Source organism: Bacteroidota bacterium (genome assembly GCA_016183775.1).
Taxonomy (GTDB): domain Bacteria; phylum Bacteroidota; class Bacteroidia; order JABDFU01; family JABDFU01; genus JABDFU01.
Genome location: JACPDY010000066.1, coordinates 31244 through 50193 on the forward strand (window position 1 = coordinate 31244; position 18950 = coordinate 50193).

9 protein-coding genes are annotated in these 18950 nt (G+C 41.7%); 4 read left to right on the forward strand and 5 right to left on the reverse strand.

The genetic code is table 11. The features are described 5' to 3' along the window. Nucleotides 1-21: 21 nt before the first annotated feature. Complete coding sequence (locus tag HYU69_08320) at nt 22-543, reverse strand: 3-hydroxyanthranilate 3,4-dioxygenase (protein MBI2270347.1); 522 nt, start codon at nt 541-543, stop codon at nt 22-24. 215 nt (nt 544-758) lie between these two features. Between HYU69_08320 and dprA the strand changes: the two genes are divergently transcribed. Then, complete coding sequence (gene dprA / locus HYU69_08325) at nt 759-1859, forward strand: DNA-protecting protein DprA (protein ID MBI2270348.1); 1101 nt, start codon at nt 759-761, stop codon at nt 1857-1859. Here the strand turns inward: dprA and HYU69_08330 are convergent. Further along, nucleotides 1852-3408, reverse strand: coding sequence for a glutamate--tRNA ligase (locus HYU69_08330; protein ID MBI2270349.1), 1557 nt, complete (start codon nt 3406-3408; stop codon nt 1852-1854). The genes dprA and HYU69_08330 overlap by 8 nt on opposite strands. 59 nt (nt 3409-3467) lie before the next feature. On the opposite strand from HYU69_08330, the gene HYU69_08335 reads away from it, so the two are divergent. Together HYU69_08335 and HYU69_08340 are read left to right on the forward strand one after the other, a co-directional pair. Next, complete coding sequence (locus HYU69_08335; protein ID MBI2270350.1) at nt 3468-4415, forward strand: class I SAM-dependent methyltransferase; 948 nt, start codon at nt 3468-3470, stop codon at nt 4413-4415. A gap of 362 nt (nt 4416-4777) precedes the next feature. Then, nucleotides 4778-9946 carry a gliding motility-associated C-terminal domain-containing protein gene (locus HYU69_08340; GenBank protein MBI2270351.1) on the forward strand — a complete coding sequence of 1723 codons (5169 nt, stop codon included), beginning with the start codon at nt 4778-4780 and terminating at the stop codon, nt 9944-9946. 70 nt (nt 9947-10016) lie between these two features. Here HYU69_08340 and HYU69_08345 read toward each other — a convergent pair whose 3' ends face one another. After that, the gene (locus HYU69_08345) at nt 10017-13049 is read right to left on the reverse strand and encodes a PKD domain-containing protein (GenBank protein ID MBI2270352.1); all 3033 of its coding nucleotides are present in this window, start codon (nt 13047-13049) and stop codon (nt 10017-10019) included. Between the two features lie 110 nt (nt 13050-13159). After that, nucleotides 13160-14221 (reverse strand): hypothetical protein, encoded by a 1062-nt coding sequence (locus HYU69_08350; protein ID MBI2270353.1) that lies wholly within the window; start codon nt 14219-14221, stop codon nt 13160-13162. 310 nt (nt 14222-14531) lie between these two features. Here HYU69_08350 and HYU69_08355 point away from each other — a divergent pair, with 310 nt between their 5' ends. After that, nucleotides 14532-17801: a SpoIIE family protein phosphatase gene (locus tag HYU69_08355; GenBank protein ID MBI2270354.1), complete on the forward strand. Its 3270-nt coding sequence runs from the start codon at nt 14532-14534 to the stop codon at nt 17799-17801. Between the two features lie 35 nt (nt 17802-17836). On the opposite strand, the gene HYU69_08360 is transcribed toward HYU69_08355, so the two are convergent. Continuing rightward, nucleotides 17837-18598, reverse strand: a complete 762-nt coding sequence (locus HYU69_08360; GenBank protein MBI2270355.1) for a PorT family protein — start codon at nt 18596-18598, stop codon at nt 17837-17839. Nucleotides 18599-18950 lie beyond the last annotated feature (352 nt).

Here is an 18950-nt window from a genome sequence, read left to right on the forward strand (position 1 = left end):
GTCACAATAAATACAGACTCATCAAACAGGTTTGGCAGGCGGCCCCATAACGTGCCCGCATTTTTTGCAGGTACGCAATTCTTCACTGCCGTAATATTTTGCAAATACAGTTTGAAACTGCTGTTCAATGTTTGTCAGTACAAAATATTCTTCGTATAATTTATTGTTGCATTTTTCACAGAACCAGAGGAGACCGTCCTTAATTCCCGGACCGCGCCTGTATTCAATTACCAGGCCCACTGTATTCGGCCCTCTTCTCGGCTGATGAGGTTCTTTGGCCGGCAATAAAAATATCTCTCCTTGTTTAATCGGCAGATCAACAGCCTTGCCATTTTCCTGTATGCCAACCACAATATCGCCTTCCAGCTGGTAATAAAATTCTTCACTTTCATTGTAGTGATAATCCTTGCGGGAATTTGGACCGCCAACAATCATGATAATAAAATCGGTGTCTTTATAAACAACTTTATTACTTACAGGCGGTTTTAACAAATGGCGGTTCTCATCTATCCATTTTAAGATATTTAAGGGACGTGTTATCATGGTTTAATAGAATAGGTTAAGGAATATTACTGAATCTTAGCAGGTTTATGGTTGCTTGTGCGAAACAACCTGCTTGCCTGCCTGCGGGCAGGAATTCAGTTATACCGCATTCACATTTCTTAAACTTACAAGAGCGGTATAAATGTAGAAATAATTTCAGGGTTTTGACAGTCCTAAATAGCTTGAAAATTCATATTTTTCGTTTTTGATTTAATATGAATGAGTTGCTTAAATATAAAATAGGGATTACTCTTATCCCGGGGATAGGTGATGTGCTGGCTAAAAATTTAATATCGTACTGCGGGAGTATTGAGGGCGTGTTTAAAGAAAAGAAAGCAAAACTACAGAAGATACCCGGCATTGGCCTTGTCCTTGCTGATGCCATTCGTAATCACAATGTATTGGAAAGGGCAGAACAGGAAATAAGATTCATTGAAAAATATAAAATAGCGCCGCTTTTCTACCTTGATGATGATTATCCACAACGTCTGAAGCATTGTCATGATTCGCCTGTAATGCTTTATTATAAAGGCAAAGCCGATTTAAACACTAAGAGAGTTGTAGGTGTTGTAGGAACGCGGAATGCTACTTTATATGGAAAAAAAATATGCCAGGACCTGGTAAGTGGACTTGCTGATCATGATGTACTTATTGTGAGCGGACTTGCATATGGTGTGGACATATGCGCGCATAAGGCAGCCCTGACAAATGATTTGCCGACAATTGGTGTTTTGGCACATGGCCTTGATAAAATTTATCCGGCGGCACATCGTTCAACGGCCGAGAAGATGCTTGCGAAAGGAGGGTTGCTAACAGAATTTCTGAGTCAGACGCAGCCCGACCGTGAAAACTTTCCAAAGCGGAACCGTATTGTTGCCGGTATGGCTGATGCGACCATTGTAATAGAATCGAAGGATGAAGGCGGGTCCCTTATAACTGCTGATATTGCTAATTCCTATAACCGCGATGTGTTTGCCTTTCCCGGCAAGGTAGACGATGAATATTCAGTTGGCTGCAACCAATTAATAAAAAACAACAAAGCGGCGCTGATCGAATCGGCAGCGGATGTTTTGCGGTTGATGGGTTGGGAAAAACAGAAGCAGAAGAAAAAAACGGTACAACAGAGAAGTTTATTTCACAATCTTAGTCCGGAAGAGGAAGCAGTGGTTGCAATACTGCGTGAAAAGCCCGTAGGTATTGATGAATTATGTTTAACCGCGAAGTTAAATATGAGTAAAGTTTCCATGTTATTGCTTAACCTGGAACTTACCGGTGTGGTGAGGTCGCTGCCGGGAAAAGTGTATAGCCTTAACTAAAGTTAATAGTATTTGCTGCCTTCTCCAATCTTTTCACTACTTCGTCTTTCCCAAGCAATTCAACCATTTCAAACAAAGCCGGGCCGCCGCCTGAACCGCTTATACATACACGGAACAATTGCATTACCTGCCCGGGGTTGATCCCCAGCCTTTCGGCGGTTGCTTTAAATGTTTTTTCTGTTTCGGTCGTTGAAAATGGAGTAAGTATTTTGAAAGCTTCCGCTACCTCCTTAATACATTTCGCGGTATTCTCATTCCACCTCTTTTTGATCACATCGGCATCATATTTTTCAGGGGCAACAAAAAAGAAACTTCCCAGCGACCAGAACTCATGCAAAAAATTCCCCTTCTCTTTTATTAATTTACAAACAGCAGTTACGTATTGCAAATTTGCCAACTGCACATTGCCATTTGCCAACTGAGCGTTTTCTTTTACAACAGGGAGAAATAATTTTGCTAATTCTTCATCACTTCTTTTGCGCAGGTATTGCTGGTTGAACCATTTTGCTTTTTCAGGATCGAACTTAGCGCCGGCTTTGCTTACCCGGTCAAGTGAAAACTCATTCACAAGTTGTTCAAGTGTGTATAATTCTTCATTGCCGCTGGAGTGCCAGCCCAGCAAAGCAAGTATATTAATAAACGCATCAGGGAAATATCCTTTTTCACGGTAGCCGGATGAAATTTCTTTTGTAACCGGATCCTGCCATTCCAAAGGAAATACAGGGAATCCTAATCTGTCCCCGTCTCGTTTACTTAATTTGCCATTGCCATCGGGTTTCAATAATAATGGTAAATGAGCGAATTGGGGCATTATATTTTCCCACCCCAGATACCTGTATAATAATAAATGCAGGGGTGCCGATGGCAGCCACTCTTCTCCCCTTATCACATGTGTGATCTGCATAGTGTAATCATCCACCACATTTGCCAGGTGATAGGTTGGCATCCCATCCGATTTAAACAATACTTTATCATCCATCTGTGAACTATGGACTACCACCCATCCTCGTATCAGGTCCTGAACCCGTATCTCTTCATTGCGTGGAATTTTGATCCTGATGACATAAGCCTCTCCTGAATCCAATCGTTGCTTTACTTCATCTTCGGCAAGCGTAAGTGAGTTCTTCATCGACTGCCTTGTAATTGCGTTATATGCGGATGTTCCGCCGGCGGCCTCCATGCGTTTACGCATTTCATCCAACTCTTCTTTCGTATCAAATGCATAATAGGCATTTCCGCTTTCCACTAATTGTTCAGCGTACTGGCGGTACATGGGTTTGCGTTCACTCTGCCGATAAGGTGCATGAGGGCCATCCCCAAATCCAACCCCTTCGTTCGGGCAGATCCCGCACCATTTCAGTGATTCAATAATGTATTGTTCGGCTCCAGGGACAAAGCGCTCCTGGTCGGTATCTTCAATGCGGAGCAAAAAATCTCCGTTATGTTTTTTAGCAAACAAATAATTGTATAGCGCTGTACGCACTCCTCCCATATGTAAAGGCCCGGTCGGACTTGGGGCAAAACGAACTCTCACTCTCCTGTTTTCCATAGTTATTTTTTATTCGGTGTAAAGATATTATTCTCCCTTGTAAATCGTAAATTCGCCGCATGCAATTATTAACTCCCGATAACTGGTCCGACTACGAGTTGCTTGATTGCGGCGAATTTGAAAAGCTGGAGCGTTTTGGTCAATACATCGTGGTTCGCCCTGAGCCACAGGCTGTATGGGATAAAAACCTTTCGGATAAAGAATGGGAGCGTATGGCACATGTGCGGTTTGTGCCTAAATCGAGCTCGGCAGGGGAGTGGAAGAAGTTTAAACAAATGCCGGATAGGTGGGGAATCAGTTATCGGTTGTCAGTTGTCGGGAAACAACCGGAGACAAATAACCAACAACCAACAACCAACAACGTACTTAATTTTCGTTTGGCTTTAACTTCATTTAAACATGTTGGCATTTTCCCCGAGCAAGGTGTTAATTGGGAATATATTTACAATACAATAATTACTATGAAAAACAATACCCTCTCCGAAGGAGAGGGCCGACGGGAGGACAAACCCCGTTTCCTCAATTTATTTGCATACACCGGTGGTGCCTCGTTGGCCGCGAAAGCGGCAGGGGCTGATGTTACACATGTTGACTCCATTAAACAGGTTGTTACCTGGGCACGTGAAAATATGGAACTATCCAGGCTTGATAATATCCGCTGGGTGGTTGAAGATGCGTTGAAATTTGTGAAGCGTGAAGAGAAACGCGGCAACAAGTATAATGGCATTATTCTCGACCCTCCTGCCTATGGACATGGCCCGGCAGGTGAAAAATGGAAACTGGAAGACAATATCAATGAAATGATAAAAGGGGTATTGAATCTCCTTGATGAAAAGCAGCATTTCCTTATCCTGAATGCATACTCACTTGGGTTTTCATCCATGATCATTGAAAATCTTTTAAAAGAAAAGGCCAAACATAATCTCCAGACAGGAGAATTATATCTGCAAGCCGATTCCGGCCACAAATTACCTCTGGGAGTTTTCGGACGATTTAAAAACTTTTGACATATACCGTTCTCTGCATTATTTCAGCTTTCCCGGCATTTTTGGATTGAAGCAAAATTTTGATGCAACTTTTTTTCAAGAATCAAGAAATTTCAAAAAACTTACATATCTATTGTCTAATACTTTTTGTGGGGAAACAAACTATTATAATTGAAATGGCTCGGATATTACGAGGTTTATTTGTTTTTCTACGCGAAAAAAGTGTATTAAATGAGGCATAATTTTGAGCACAAAGAGGTTTTGCTTAGAAGACAGTATATTCTACATTTATATAGCAGATATATGTTGGAAATTAACAAAACTGCCACTTATTTCCGAGGAATTTTGTCCTATTCCCCGATTGATATAAATTGATTTACCCTGTGAACACACACACAAAGCTACTTGCCGGCATATTATTTCTTTTCCTGGGTTTCAATGTAAAAGCGGATCATACAGCTGCCATGGAACTGTCATATCGCTGCCTGGGTGGCGGCAAGTATGAGATCAAACTTCACTTTTACCGCGATTGTTCAGGGGCTCCTATGATAAGTTCATATAGTTCATTTTTGAACCAATATTTTGGTGTGGGCGCTGAGCAAGACATTACCTGGACATCCTCTTGTGGCTCAGGGTCAATTAGGTTTCCAAAACCTACAAATGTCGATGCAAGTACCAATTATGTAGGGCCGGAAGTTACTTTTCTTTGTCCTACCGGTAAATCAACTTGCAACGGAGGTACTACCCCCGGGTTTCAATATTATGAATATGTGGACACCATTACGCTGGCCGGTACATGTAATAATATTACATTCGGTTACGGTAAATGCAATCGCAGTTGTTCAATAAACACCATTATTCTTCCGTGCTCTTCCTGTGCCTATGTTGATGCATTGCTTAATAATACTCTTGGATGTAACAGCTCGCCTACGTTTTCAAACATCCCGCTTCCGGTAGCTTGTGTGGGGCAAAAATTTTGTTTTAACCCGGGAGCCATTGATCCGGATGGCGATTCTTTGGTTTATTCATTGATCCCCGCAAGAGGTGGGACTTCCTCTACTCCCTATTCTAATGTTGTAACATATTCACCTCCTTATTCAGGAACCAATCCTATTGCAACATCGTCCGGCGTAACTATTGATAAAGTTACAGGTGATATTTGTTTTACTCCTACAACCCAACAAATTGGGGTAATAGCAATCAGGGTGGATGAATACAGGAACAAAGTACTTGTCGGTAATGTTGTCCGTGATATGCAGATATATGTTAAGGCATGTACAAATAATATTCCTACTCTTTCAGGAGTCAACAATACCAGTAGTTATTCAATAACAGCTTGTAAGGGCAGTCCGCTTTGCTTCGATATTTTCAGTACAGATGCTGATGCAAGTCAGAACCTGACAATAACCTGGAACAATGGTATTCCGGCCGGCACGTTTACCTCAAGCGGAGGCCCGCGTCCTACCGGGACTTTTTGCTGGACCCCTACTGCTACAGATGTAAGAACAGCACCCTATATATTTACTGTGAATGTAAAGGATGATAATTGTCCCGGTGTTGGTATCCAGACATTTTCTTATAAGGTCTATGTCAGCAATTGTGTAGGCCCTCAGGTAAGCGTTGCCGGCAGTTCGGTTTGCAGCGGCGGATGTACAAATTTGACTGCAACGACCAGTTCTGGGGTCAGTCCGTATACTTTTAACTGGAGTTCCGGGGGTGGAACTCCTACAATAAACGTTTGCCCTGTAGCGGCCACTGCATACACTGTAACTGTAACTGACAATACGGGAGCCACGAAAACCGGCGTAGTGAATGTCAGCATTAACCCAACAACCACTTTAACAACAACTATAACAAACGTAGGTTGCCCCGGAGGAACAAACGGAACCGCCACAGGGATTGCTACAGGGGGAACGGCTCCTTATTCATATTCATGGAGTTCAGGATCCACCTCAGCTACCGCTTCAAACCTTGTTCCGGGTACATATACCGTAACCAGTACCGATTCGAAGGGCTGTATCAAAACCGCGACAGCTATGGTGGATCAGCCAACGGCTATAACACTTACTCCCAATTCCGGAGCTGCCGGCTGCGGAACTTCAAATGGCAGCGCAAGTATAGCTGTCAGCGGCGGAACGGGTCCGTTTACATATACCTGGAGTAATGGTGGTGCTGCACAAACTATCAGTGGCGCGGGAGCGGGCTCTTATACTGTTACGGTTATTGATTCAAAAGGGTGTACAAAGTCAGCTGTGGCTGCGGTAAGCAACAGCCCCTCTCCTGCAATAAATAGTTTGACAGGAAACGCTTTGCAATGCAGCAGCGGAAGTAATGGTTCCTCATCAGTAGCAGCATCCGGCGGAACGGGACTGTTGACTTACAACTGGAGCAATGGAGTTTCTGGCACAACCACAATAACAGGATTAACTGCCGGAACCTACGTTGTAACAGTAACGGATGCAAATGGCTGCCTTGCAGTAAGTACAGTTGCCATTACAAGTCCTCCGGCGATGGTTACAAACCTTGTTCCTGTTTCCGCTGCATGCGGGTCATCGAACGGAAAAGTGAGTGTATCTGTTAGTAGTGGCGGTACAGGCCCATTTACATATAACTGGAACAATGGAGGAACTGCACAAACTGTTTCGGGACTTGCACCTGCAATATATACTCTAACTGTTACTGATGCTAATGGCTGTACTAAAACGGATGCCGTTACAGTAAATAACATTACCGGTGGAACAGTAAGTGCGACTGCACAAGCGAACGTAAGCTGTAATGGAGGTAGTAATGGAAGTATCACAGCAACCGTTTCAGGAGGAACGCCTAATTATTCTTACTCATGGAGTAATACCTCGACAACTCAGACTGCAAATAACTTAACTGCCGGAACATATACGGTTACAACAACGGATGCCAGTGGCTGCAGTTCAACAAGCAGTGTTACTATTACTGAACCCATTGCTTTAACGGCGAATACATCTTCTTCCCCTGCTACCTGTGGTACTGCCAATGGAAGTGCCAGTGTTACAGCCGGTGGCGGTAGCGGTTCGTTTCAATTCAACTGGACAGGCGGTTTCACGGGACAGGTTGCTTCGGGATTAATTGCCGGTTCATATACAGTTACAATTGCCGATGCCGGAAATTGTACAATAACAGCTGTGGCGATAATCAGCAATACCGGCACAGGGAATGTTACAACAGCCGTGCAGTCTAATATAAGCTGTAGTGGAGGAAATAATGGAAGTGCAACTGCAAGTATTACCGGAGGAACACCAGGTTTCACGTACTCATGGAGCAGTGGCGGAACAGGTCAAACCGCTGATAATCTTATAAAAGGAATTTTTACAGTAACAGTTACTGATGCCAGCAGCTGCCAGGTAATAAGCACAGTGGAGATCACTGAGCCAACAAGTATAACAGCTAATGTTACTCCTGTGCCAGCTTCATGCGGATTGTCCAATGGCAGTGCAAGCGTTAATCCGGGTGGTGGTACCGGAACGTTCTCATACAGCTGGTCTGCTCCCGGTGGGACCGGACAAACCATTTCGGGACTTGCTCCGGCAATATATACCGTTACAGTTACCGATGCAAATAGTTGCTCGTTAACAACAACAGTAACGATCATCAGCAATGCCTCTCCTTCAATCACCAACTTGTCGGGCACCAACCTGTTGTGCAATGGAAACAGCAGCGGCTCCGTTACAGTAACTGCGTCCGGAGGCACCGGAACACTGACCTATTCATGGAGCAATACGTCATCAGGAGGTACTTCCATTACAGGCCTTGCTGCAGGAACATATAGTGTTATCGTTGCTGATGCCAATGGTTGTACTGCTATAAGTGCAGTTGCTATTACGGAACCTCCGGTATTAAACCCGCCGACATTTACAACAACCAATGCCAATTGCGGCGTAAATGATGGGTCGGCCACTGCAACTGTTTTGGGCGGGACGGGAAGTTTAACTTATAATTGGAGCAATAGTTCAACAACTGCTGCGGTAAATAACCTCGCAACAGGAAGCTATACGTTGACTGTTACTGATGCAAATGGATGTACAAATTCTTCTGTTGCAAATGTTAGTAATAGCGGAGGTCCAACCATAACATCGGTCACCCCCACTGATCTGTTATGCAATGGAGGAGGAACAGGTTCGGCAGTGGTAATAATCAGTAATGGCACAGCTCCGTATACATACAGATGGAGTACAGGAGCGACATCTGTTACAACAGGTACCCAATCTGGTATCAGTAATTTACAATCCGCCACTTATACTGTAACAGTGAAAGATGCTAAAAATTGTCAGATCATAACAACCGTTGCAATTACCGAGCCTACTGCAATAACCACTACATTTATAACCAGTGATGCAGCCTGTGGACAAAGTAATGGTTCCATTACGGCAACTTCAACCGGTGGCACAGGATCATTGATCTATTCGTGGAGTAATGGAAGCACCGGGCAAACTGCAAATAATCTGATTGCCGCTACATATACAGTGGTTGTGACCGATGCGAACAATTGTGCCCGATCGGCGGTTGCAAGTGTAGTTAATGTTGGCGCCCCAACGGCTAATACTTCTGTTGTGTCATCAATAAACTGCAATGGAGATACCGGCTCTGTAAATGTAACTGTAAGTGGCGGAACTGGTCCTTATACATACAGTTGGAGCAATGGCAGCAGTTCTGTTACCTCAGCTTTGCAATCTACGATCAGCGGGGTGCAAGCGGCAAGTTATACTGTAACAGTAACAGACAGTAAAAACTGTATTACTATTGCCTCCGAAATCCTTACAGAACCGTCGATACTTGACATAACTACATCAAGTACTCCTGCCGAGTGCGGGAAGAATAACGGTTCAGTTTCGGTTATTGCAACAGGTGGAAGTGGTGGATATACCTATATCTGGTCCTCCCCGGCCGGACCGGGTCAGACAATAAATAGCCTGGTTTCTGCAATTTATACTGTAACAGTAACTGACAGCAAAGGCTGCACTACGAGCTCTGTTTCAACGGTTGGTGATTCAACTTTTACCATTCTCACCAATATTCCTGCAAAACAAACTATTACGGCCGGAGCAAGTATATACATGCTTGTAAGCGGAGGGGTAACTTATACCTGGACCCCTTCAGGGGGTCTTTCGTGTACAAATTGTCCTAACCCTGTAGCGACCCCTATGACATCCACTATTTACACGCTTTCAGCTACTGATGCAGGAGGATGCACTGTAGTGGTTATGTTCAGCATAACTGTTACACCGCCTTGTGTAGGCGATGATGCAGATGTATTTGTGGCAAACATATTTTCGCCAAACAATGATGGGAAGAACGACGTATTATATATTCAGGGCAATAGCCTTGCAAATATTTATTGGGCTATATATGACCGTTGGGGAAATCTGTTATTTGAGGCTTTTGATCAGGCGCATGGATGGGATGGAACCAAAAAAGGTAACGCAATGGATGCCGGTACTTATGTCTACTACCTGAAAGCCACCTGCTCAAAAACCAATACTGAAGTGAAACTTAAGGGGAATGTGACTATTTTGAAGTGATAGCAAAGAACACTTCGTTTCCATTTCTATAACGATTAGTAACGAGTATTCTTGCCCCTCGGGAAAACCTCTAATCAATAACTACCTTTTTAACTGAGCGGTAATTATTGCTTCGTACTTCAGCAAAGTACAAGCCTGCTGCAAGGCTGGAAATATTAAATGTAATTTTCTGTTGATTCTTTTCCGGCGTAAATTTCATAATATCCATGCCAAGGTAATTTCTAATGGCTACATATGGTTGATCAGCAGCTAACAATTCCGACCATTCAATATTCAAATCAGAGTTAGCTGGGTTTGGATATACTTTAACGGCACCATTAGCTTCGTGCTCCTTAATACCAATAATGGCAGGAAGATTATCTTTAATATTGCTTCGTGAGTTATTAACAGTTTTGGTAGTAAACAACTCGATGTTATTTTCTTTCCCTTTTGTTACAAAAGTAGGAGTGCATACAATCCCCCATTGAGTTGCCACGCGCCATTTCCCGTTCGGATAACTTGCGTGAGCCGGATCAACCAATGTATTTTGTGTACCGCTGATGCTTGCAATCGAGTTCCAGCTGCCTGTGCCGTTGTCATCCCGCAATAATAAATAATTACTTACAGGATTGGCAGTTGATTCAATCGTATATCCCGGATTCCACGAAAACTGGCCATTCCCATTATAAACAATGTAAATAGTATTATGGTAATGACTTAACTGGCTATATCCGCCGCAAGTGTCTTTGTATTGGATCTTGTAACGATATGTGCCTTTGTTGGGGTCGCCGTTAGCTAATGGGATCGTATACCTGGTTCTGACTGTATCAACAAAAAAACTTGAATCCGTATAAGCAAGGGTTGCAATAGTTTTATATGTGTTAGTTGATACTTCCCTGTAAACAATGAATGAATCTACAATCCCTCCGGCAAAAGGAGTTTTGTCCCAATAAATGACATTGTATTGAGAGAGACTGTCCGTAGTCACCAAACATATTTGGGGCGGTCCGAATGGAGAGCATGAAGTCGTCACATTCTTGCATATTTTATCATCACCGCAGGAGTTGGTAACATTCAGGCAAACATTATAAGTTCCGGGAGTATTGTATTTAATGGAAGGACTTATCTGGTTTGATGCATATCCGTTTCCGAAAGTCCAGTAAAAGCGGTCGCCATTCAGGCTGGAATTAATAAAATTAGCAGTCAATAAAGAGTCATAAAAAATAAAGTCGGCTGTTGGAGCAACACATACACTCACTTCTTCGCAAATGCTGTCTTTCCCGCAACCATTGGTCGCTACCAGGCAAACAGTATAAACATCGGTTACAGGAAATTTATGAGTAGGATTTTTAAGTAAGCTGGTTTTGCCATCGCCAAAATTCCACTTATAGGAGATAGCGCTGGTAGAATTATTCTCAAATTGAACAGATAACCCATCAGCATTAAAGCTGTAGGAAGGCACAGGTAATGCGCAGGCTATAGTTAAAGAATGAGTGATAGAGTCTTTCCCGCAGGCATTACTTACAACCAGTTTAACAGTATACGTTCCCGATGCGTTATAGGTGTAATTAGGAGACTGTTGATTAGAAATCCCGCCATCGCCAAAATACCAGTTAACATTCGCTGCATTTGTACTTTGATTGTTAAAATAAGCGGTTAATCCGTTTAATGATGAAGAAAACTGTGCATAAGGGATAGCGCAGGTAACATTCACGGTACTGCAATAGCTGCTGCTGCCGCAACCATTATTTGCGGTTACACATACTGTATAAATACCGGTAGCGTAATAAGTATGTTGCGGTGCGGTGCCGGTTGAAGTAAAGCCATCTCCAAAATCCCAGGAATATGTAGTGGCTCCGGACGAGTAATTGTTTACACCAACCGTTAATTGGTTTATAGATGGGGTAAAGTAGGCCGAAGGAGGCGTGCAGCTGAAATTAATTGTCTTGTATACAGTGTCATTTCCGCAAGGGTTATAGGCAATCAGGCATATATTAAAAATGCCGCCGTATGCATAAGTGTGGGATGTATCTTTACTTGTACTGGTGCTATCATCGCCAAATCTCCATAAGTAGCCATAGGCATTTGTAGAAGAGTTGGTAACTGTAACAGTATTGCCGCTTACACTGGCAGTAAAGCCAGCAACAGCAGGAGCATTACAAACATCAAATTTTCGTGTTTCATTCAGTCCCCATACATTTTTGCTGTCTTTTACACGTATGGTAAGTTTATGTGTCTGCCCGGCTGTTAGTCCGGAGGCAACAATTATGTTTTTTATAGTTGTGCTGTCGCCGGGTGTAAAACCAAGAATTGCGGTAGCTTTCCCAACACCGGGATCCGTATCATTGAAAAAATATTCGGCTGCAACAACCTGTGCATTTGCCGGAGTAACCGGAGAAGCAATATAGAATGACCGGGCTTCATTCATGCTCCATTTACCATTATCATCACGAAAACGATAATACAGGATATGAAAACCCTGTGTTAAAGCGACAGGGATAGTTGTAATTATAGAAGCCGAATCTCCGGCAGTGATAGTGGCGACCGTGGCATTACCTTGTCCGGGATCAGTATCAAAAAAATATTCGGCTTTAGTTACTTGTGTTGCAGGAGCCTGGGGAAGAGCGGAAATATAAAATGCCCGTGCCTCATTTAAACTCCACACATTATTGTCGTCGCGAAAACGGGTTATAAGCTTATGAAAACCAGCTGATAAGGAACCTGTAGGAACAGTTGATGAAAGAGTTGTGGAATCGCCAGGGGTGATGCTAAGCACTGTGCCGTTACCCTTTCCGGGGTCGGTATCAAAAAAGTACTCGGCCGCGTTGACTATAGTGGCGCTGGGAGTTGGCGAAGAACTTACATAAAATGCCCGTGCTTCATTCAGACTCCATACCCCGGTAGTATAACGAAAGCGCATACCCAGTTTGTGAAATCCCGCTGATAGACTGTTTATTGGAATTGCTGAACTCAGCATAACAGAGTCGCCTGTTGTTACGCTAATACTTGTAGCATTGCCCTGGCCGGGATCCGTATCAAAAAAGTATTCACCGCTGGTTATTTGCTGAGAAAAAAGGCAAACCGAAAAACTAAATAATGCAATGGTGTATATAATTCGTTTCATCAGTCTTGTTTTAAATACAATATTAATGTAAGAGAACGCTTTTAACTAAGCATCTGCCGTAAATCAACAATTTAAAAATCAGAATAAAGCATGCTGCTTTATTTATTCTATTAATTATGCCTTTTAGCTTTCACATCAATATTAATATTTCCACCTGCCGGAACCACTCCTGAAATATTCATGTGTTTAATATAAGGCATGGCACCCATCCCCGTATTGTCGACCCATGGGAAAGCCCCTGCATATAAACCGATCTCACCTCCACTGGCCGATGCTGTTAATGCAGGAGAGCCGCTTTGAAGTTTGAAATCCCAGTCCAGGGTTAAGTTTGTAGTAGCAGTAAGTGTTACGCTGGTTTCAAAGTTGAACATCGGATCCTGATCCTGAATATTTCCTGATCCGGTATTATTGGTTGTAGGAAGAGCTTCACCGCTCCCGGTGATCCCAAAAATGCTATAGGTAAGGTTGTTATTCATATTGTTGAGTGTAACATTGGCGGAAACAGTAAGTGCCGTTCCTACTAAAATGTTGTTCGCAATTGTTGCCTGGGTAATATTGCTGTAAAAAACATTGCCCCCTCTGTAGAAAAGATTGTTTGCTATCAGCACATTCGATTTATCGCTGTTTGTTATATATGACTGATCGAAAATGTTATTTGAGATAACTGTTGAGCTGTGGTCTTCAATATTAAGCCAGCCGGTGATAACGTTATTGTTGATAGTCCAATTGTTTCCGGTAACATCAAGGTATGAAATATCACATCTTGAAATAACAACATTATTATTTTTTCCAGCGGGGGCTCCTCCCCAGTTTGGGCCAACATAAACTCCATAAATTTCAAATCCAATCAATTTTGTGCCCCTGCCGGTCTGGTTGTTTCCGGTAGTATCAAGATATACATAGTTAAGCTTGGTTGACAAAGGATTTTCCTTTGTAGGTTTATATCCCGCACCGATAAATGTGAGGTTTATTTTATTTACCGTGAAATTCGGATATTGTGTGGCCGAACCATGAATATATATTGTGTCACCTGCAGCTGAAGCGGTAATTGCCGCTGCGACTGTTGTATATTGCGCCGGAGTTGCGGCATCCTGGCTTACTGTTCTTACTTTCGCCCAGGAATAAGTGAAAAATAGGGCAGATAGCGCTAATGTAAAAATCGACTTTTTCATTTTTTTCATTTTTATAATTGTTAATTTTTTCGTTTTCAGCAGCCATTAATAACGGCATGCACAATCGTTGTTTTCCTAAATTATAGTTTCAAAACAAGTTCTTAGTATAAAAGGCAGCTAATATACTTCAAAAATCAAATAATAGCATAAATATTATGTGGAAAAATAGTAAACAAAGCCAAAATAAAGTAATTGAAAAGAGGTCAGCCATATTCATATTTAAATGTGTTAATGCCAGTCAATTATGAGAAATTACCAGGAAGATTTGAATAACCTTTTGTACTTTAGAGCCACTATTGCAGCATATATTATGAAAGCAATTTTCTGCATTCACTCTTTACTTCACAGGCTTCAAAAATTCTTTGGGAATACGAAGATGCCGGAATTTGGCAACCTGGGTAGCAAGCGGACAATTGTTTCCGGATTTCTGTTTCGCTGTTCACTCTTTCTGAGTTTATTTATTTTTTCGGCGTATGGTCAAACCGGGAATTACTATATCAGCAATTTTTCTCCTTCAGATTATGGCGCTACCGATCAAAATTGGTGTAGTGTTCAGGATGAATATGGCAGAATATACATTGCCAACAATTTTGCAGTATTGTTAAATGATGGCGGAAAGGAGTGGATAACGGTAAAGCTGAGAAATCAAAGCCGTTGTATCTCATTGGATAAAGACAAGAACAATAGAATATTTGTAGGGGGTGAAAACGAATTTGGTTATTTAACAACCTTGCCAAACGGGCAGATCGTATACCAATCTCTTTCTAAAGAACTACCATTGATGGATCAGGAATTTGGTTATGTATGGGCCACACGGTGTATAAATGATGAAGTATTCTTTGGCTCCAACGCAAAACTGTTTTGGTATAAAAATGGGAAGGTCCGTTCGTTCTCTCCCGATTCGGAAGGGTTTCATACATTTTTCACAGTTGGAGACCATTTGTTTATACGCGAAAAGGGAGTGGGATTTAAGGTTTTCGTAGATGGTAAGCTTAAAATGGTGGAGAACACTGAAAATTTTGCCGATCAACGCGTTGATTTTATTATGCCATATAAAAGGCAAACTTTTTGGGTCGGAACACGGAATGACGGGATGCACCTTTTGGTATATGATCTGGAGTTTCCATGGAAATCTGTTTTTTCAAAAATAAGAACTGCAGTTGATGATTGGCTGGCAAAAAATGACTTGTATTGCGGCGCAAAAATAAATGAACAAACATATGCACTGGGCAGTTTGAAGGGAGGTGTGTTGCTGGTGGATAAAAATTTCAAAACATATAAAAGCATTTCTGATAAAGACGGGTTGTTAGACAATAGCGTAAAAAATATTTTTGTTGATTGGAATGAGAACATTTGGCTTTCGTTGAACTTCGGAATGTCGTTCATTGAATTTAATACTCCTATAACACATTGGACGAAGAATAACGGCATAAAAGGAGTTATAGAATCATCTGCAAAATTTGAAGGGCACTTGTATATAGCAACCGACAAAGGGTTGCAGGTGTTGAATAAAGAACAAAACAGATTTACAGATACCGAAATTGGTGATCGGTCAATTGCCCTTTTGGTTAAAAACAAAAGTTTACTTGTGGGAACAGCTAATGGTTTATACAGCCTGGCCAGAGGTAAAGTTGAACGGTTGTTTGATCTTACTGTTTACAGTATTTTATCCGACCCCAGCGATACCACTATTTTGTATTTGGGGACTGACAAAGGAATGACAATAGTAAGATATTCTAAAGGTGGGATTACAAAAGTAAAAAGCTTCGATGAATGGGGAGATGTGAGGTCGGCTGCTAAAAACAAAGAGGGCCTTATTGGGTTTGGCACTTCAAGCAATGGAGTATTTGTTCTGAATGTAAATAAAAGTTATAGCTATCAGCACCTGACCGAAAAAGAGGGATTACCTTCTTTGATCGAAAATTACATATTTAGCTATGAAGGAGAGCTTTTGGTCGGAACAGAAAAAGGTCTGTATAAAATAATAAATAGCACAACAGTGCCGCAGTGTTTGAAGATCAATAGCCTTGCTTCATTGCAATTGGAAAATTTAACAATTACAAATGCAAAACAAATAGACAATGAAATATGGTTTCATGGCAAAATGCTTGCGGATAACCAGACACAGACCGATGTGTTGAGGTCTGTTAAGTTTGATGCAAATGGTGTTACGGAGAAACATCGCATGTTGCGCCGGATCAAAGGGGTTAATGCAAGAAATTTTTTAAATGATTCAAGTCGGGTTTATATCTCTACAAATGTCGGGCTTTATTGTTATGATAACGGGTCGTCTCCGAAGCAAAATCCTTTTCACACATTTATTTCAAAACTTGAGTTTAAAGATGACACAATATCTGTTTTGAATAATCTGTCAGGCAGCGGTACATATCCTGATCTGGAAATACCCTATCGTTCAAATGAGATCATGGTGGTGCCGGCCGCGGCCGACTATTACGATAAGAATGAATTGAAATTTGCCTACTACCTGGAAGGTAAAGAAGAAAAGTATGGCAATTGGACAAAGACCTCTGGCATAACATATAACAATTTGCGGGAAGGCAGTTATGTATTTCACCTTAAGGCGCGTAATGTGATGGGGCAAGAAGGGAATCCCGTTACTGTTACGTTTACCATTTTGCCTCCATGGTATCGCACAATGTGGGCATATGTGCTTTATGGAATTCTTACAGCCTCCCTGATCTGGCTGATCGTGAAGCTAAATATTAAAAGACTAAAGGAGCAGAATATAAGACTTGAAAAGGTCATTACCGAACGAACCAAAACAATAGCGCACCAGAAGGAAGAGATCGAACACAAGAACCAGGAGATCACCGATAGTATAAACTATGCCAAACGAATACAGGATGCGATACTCCCATCGGTCAGGGAAATTAAAAAAACATGGAATGATCTTTTTGTATTCTTTCAGCCAAAGGCAATTGTGTCCGGGGATTTTTACTGGTATCACAAGATCAGTGACGATGAATTTTTGCTGGGCGCTGCCGATTGTACAGGACATGGCGTTCCGGGCGGGTTCATGAGCATGATATGCTCGGATAAATTAAATGAGGCCGCAAATATTTCCCAGGTGCCTTCAGAAATTTTACATTATGCCAACAATGAAATAAAAATTGCCCTGAAGCAAAGTGAGGATGAAAATACCACAAAGGACGGGATGGAAATTGCATTGTTGCGTATCAATACAAAAACACGCAGGGTTTGGTATACCGGGGCGTACCGTTCCCTGTGGATCGTTAAAAAGGGAAGTAATGACCTGGAAGAGATAAAGCCTACAAAGGCCAGCGTAGCAAGCAATACAGTGCACGACTTTAAGTACAAATTACACGAAATGCAATTATCCGAAGGAGATAGATTATATATGACCAGTGACGGATACCCCGATCAGTTCGGTGGGCCGCAAGGAAAAAAATATATGACGGCCAATTTCAAAAAATTCATCCTTTCCATAAAGGATATGCCGATTCAAAAGCAACTTGCTCTTGTGGAGGGTAACATCAATGGCTGGATGAAAGGATTTGAACAGGTGGATGATCTGCTGGTGATAGGAATAAAATTATGAGGCCTCCCTTAAATTAAAAACACCTTATAGCATCATTAATGCCCGAAAAGCGAGAATTTATGCTTTCTTCCACAGCTTGATGATACAATATACCCAAGGTCAAAATCAAGGCTAAGGTGAATACCAACAGTAGCGGTATTGGTAGGTTTATATGATTGAGCTGTTGCTGTTGCTCCGTCAGCCAAGGGATAATAACTTTTCCCTTTTCCTCCGAGGTCGCTAACTATATCAGTTAATCCATAAGTGAAACGAACCCCCAGAGAAAGCATCAATCCTCCATCCCCCATGAGGTTTGTACCCCAGCCAAATACAATAGCGGTATTTGACGGGTTAAGATTGTCTTTAATATCTTTTACATCATAATCAAGTTTGGGATATTTTTCATTTGCATATGATCCATTAGCGCCAATCAACTGTCCAAATAATATTCCTCCTTCAATATATTTGAAGTTCCACTCAGCTCTGAACAGTATAGGGAACTCCAGATAGGTAAGAGTGGTAGAACTTGTCCAGGGTAAGCTGTCAACGGCACTTTTAAGCTTCTGACTATATATGGAATACAATCCTTCTACATTTATTGATCCCCAGTCATTGAAGTGAAACCCGATCATTGCACCACCGCTTCCACCTATAGCGAAATTGTGCTTTAAGCCCTTGTCTTTATATTCATTTGAGTTGATCAGAAAGGGTCCGGTAACAGTGCCCCTGGCACCAATGGTAAACCACTTGTCACTATTGCCTGCAAATACATGAATTGAAAAAAATAAAAAAAAGATCAGGGATAGAGTTGATTTCATGGGTAAAAATTTTTTGATGAAGAGTTTGGTTTATAAAAAGCAAGACCAATATACTTGAAAATAATAATAATACCAAAGAGAAATACTATACAGATCTGCACAACAAATTTCCATTTTTGTCGCATCCAAAGGAGAAGGAGGCTTGGATGGAAAATCTGTCGTATACCCGATCCGGACGTATTTATAAGGGGACTGAAATTTGATATTTTATTTAACGTGAGCTATGGATTAAATTGACAACAAACGGTTGATAATAAAAAAGTTAAGATTAAAAAGATAAGGACTTGAGGTGAAAATTAGAGGAAAAAAATAAACCTCTACAACCCCAAGTCCTATGTTACTTACCGACACA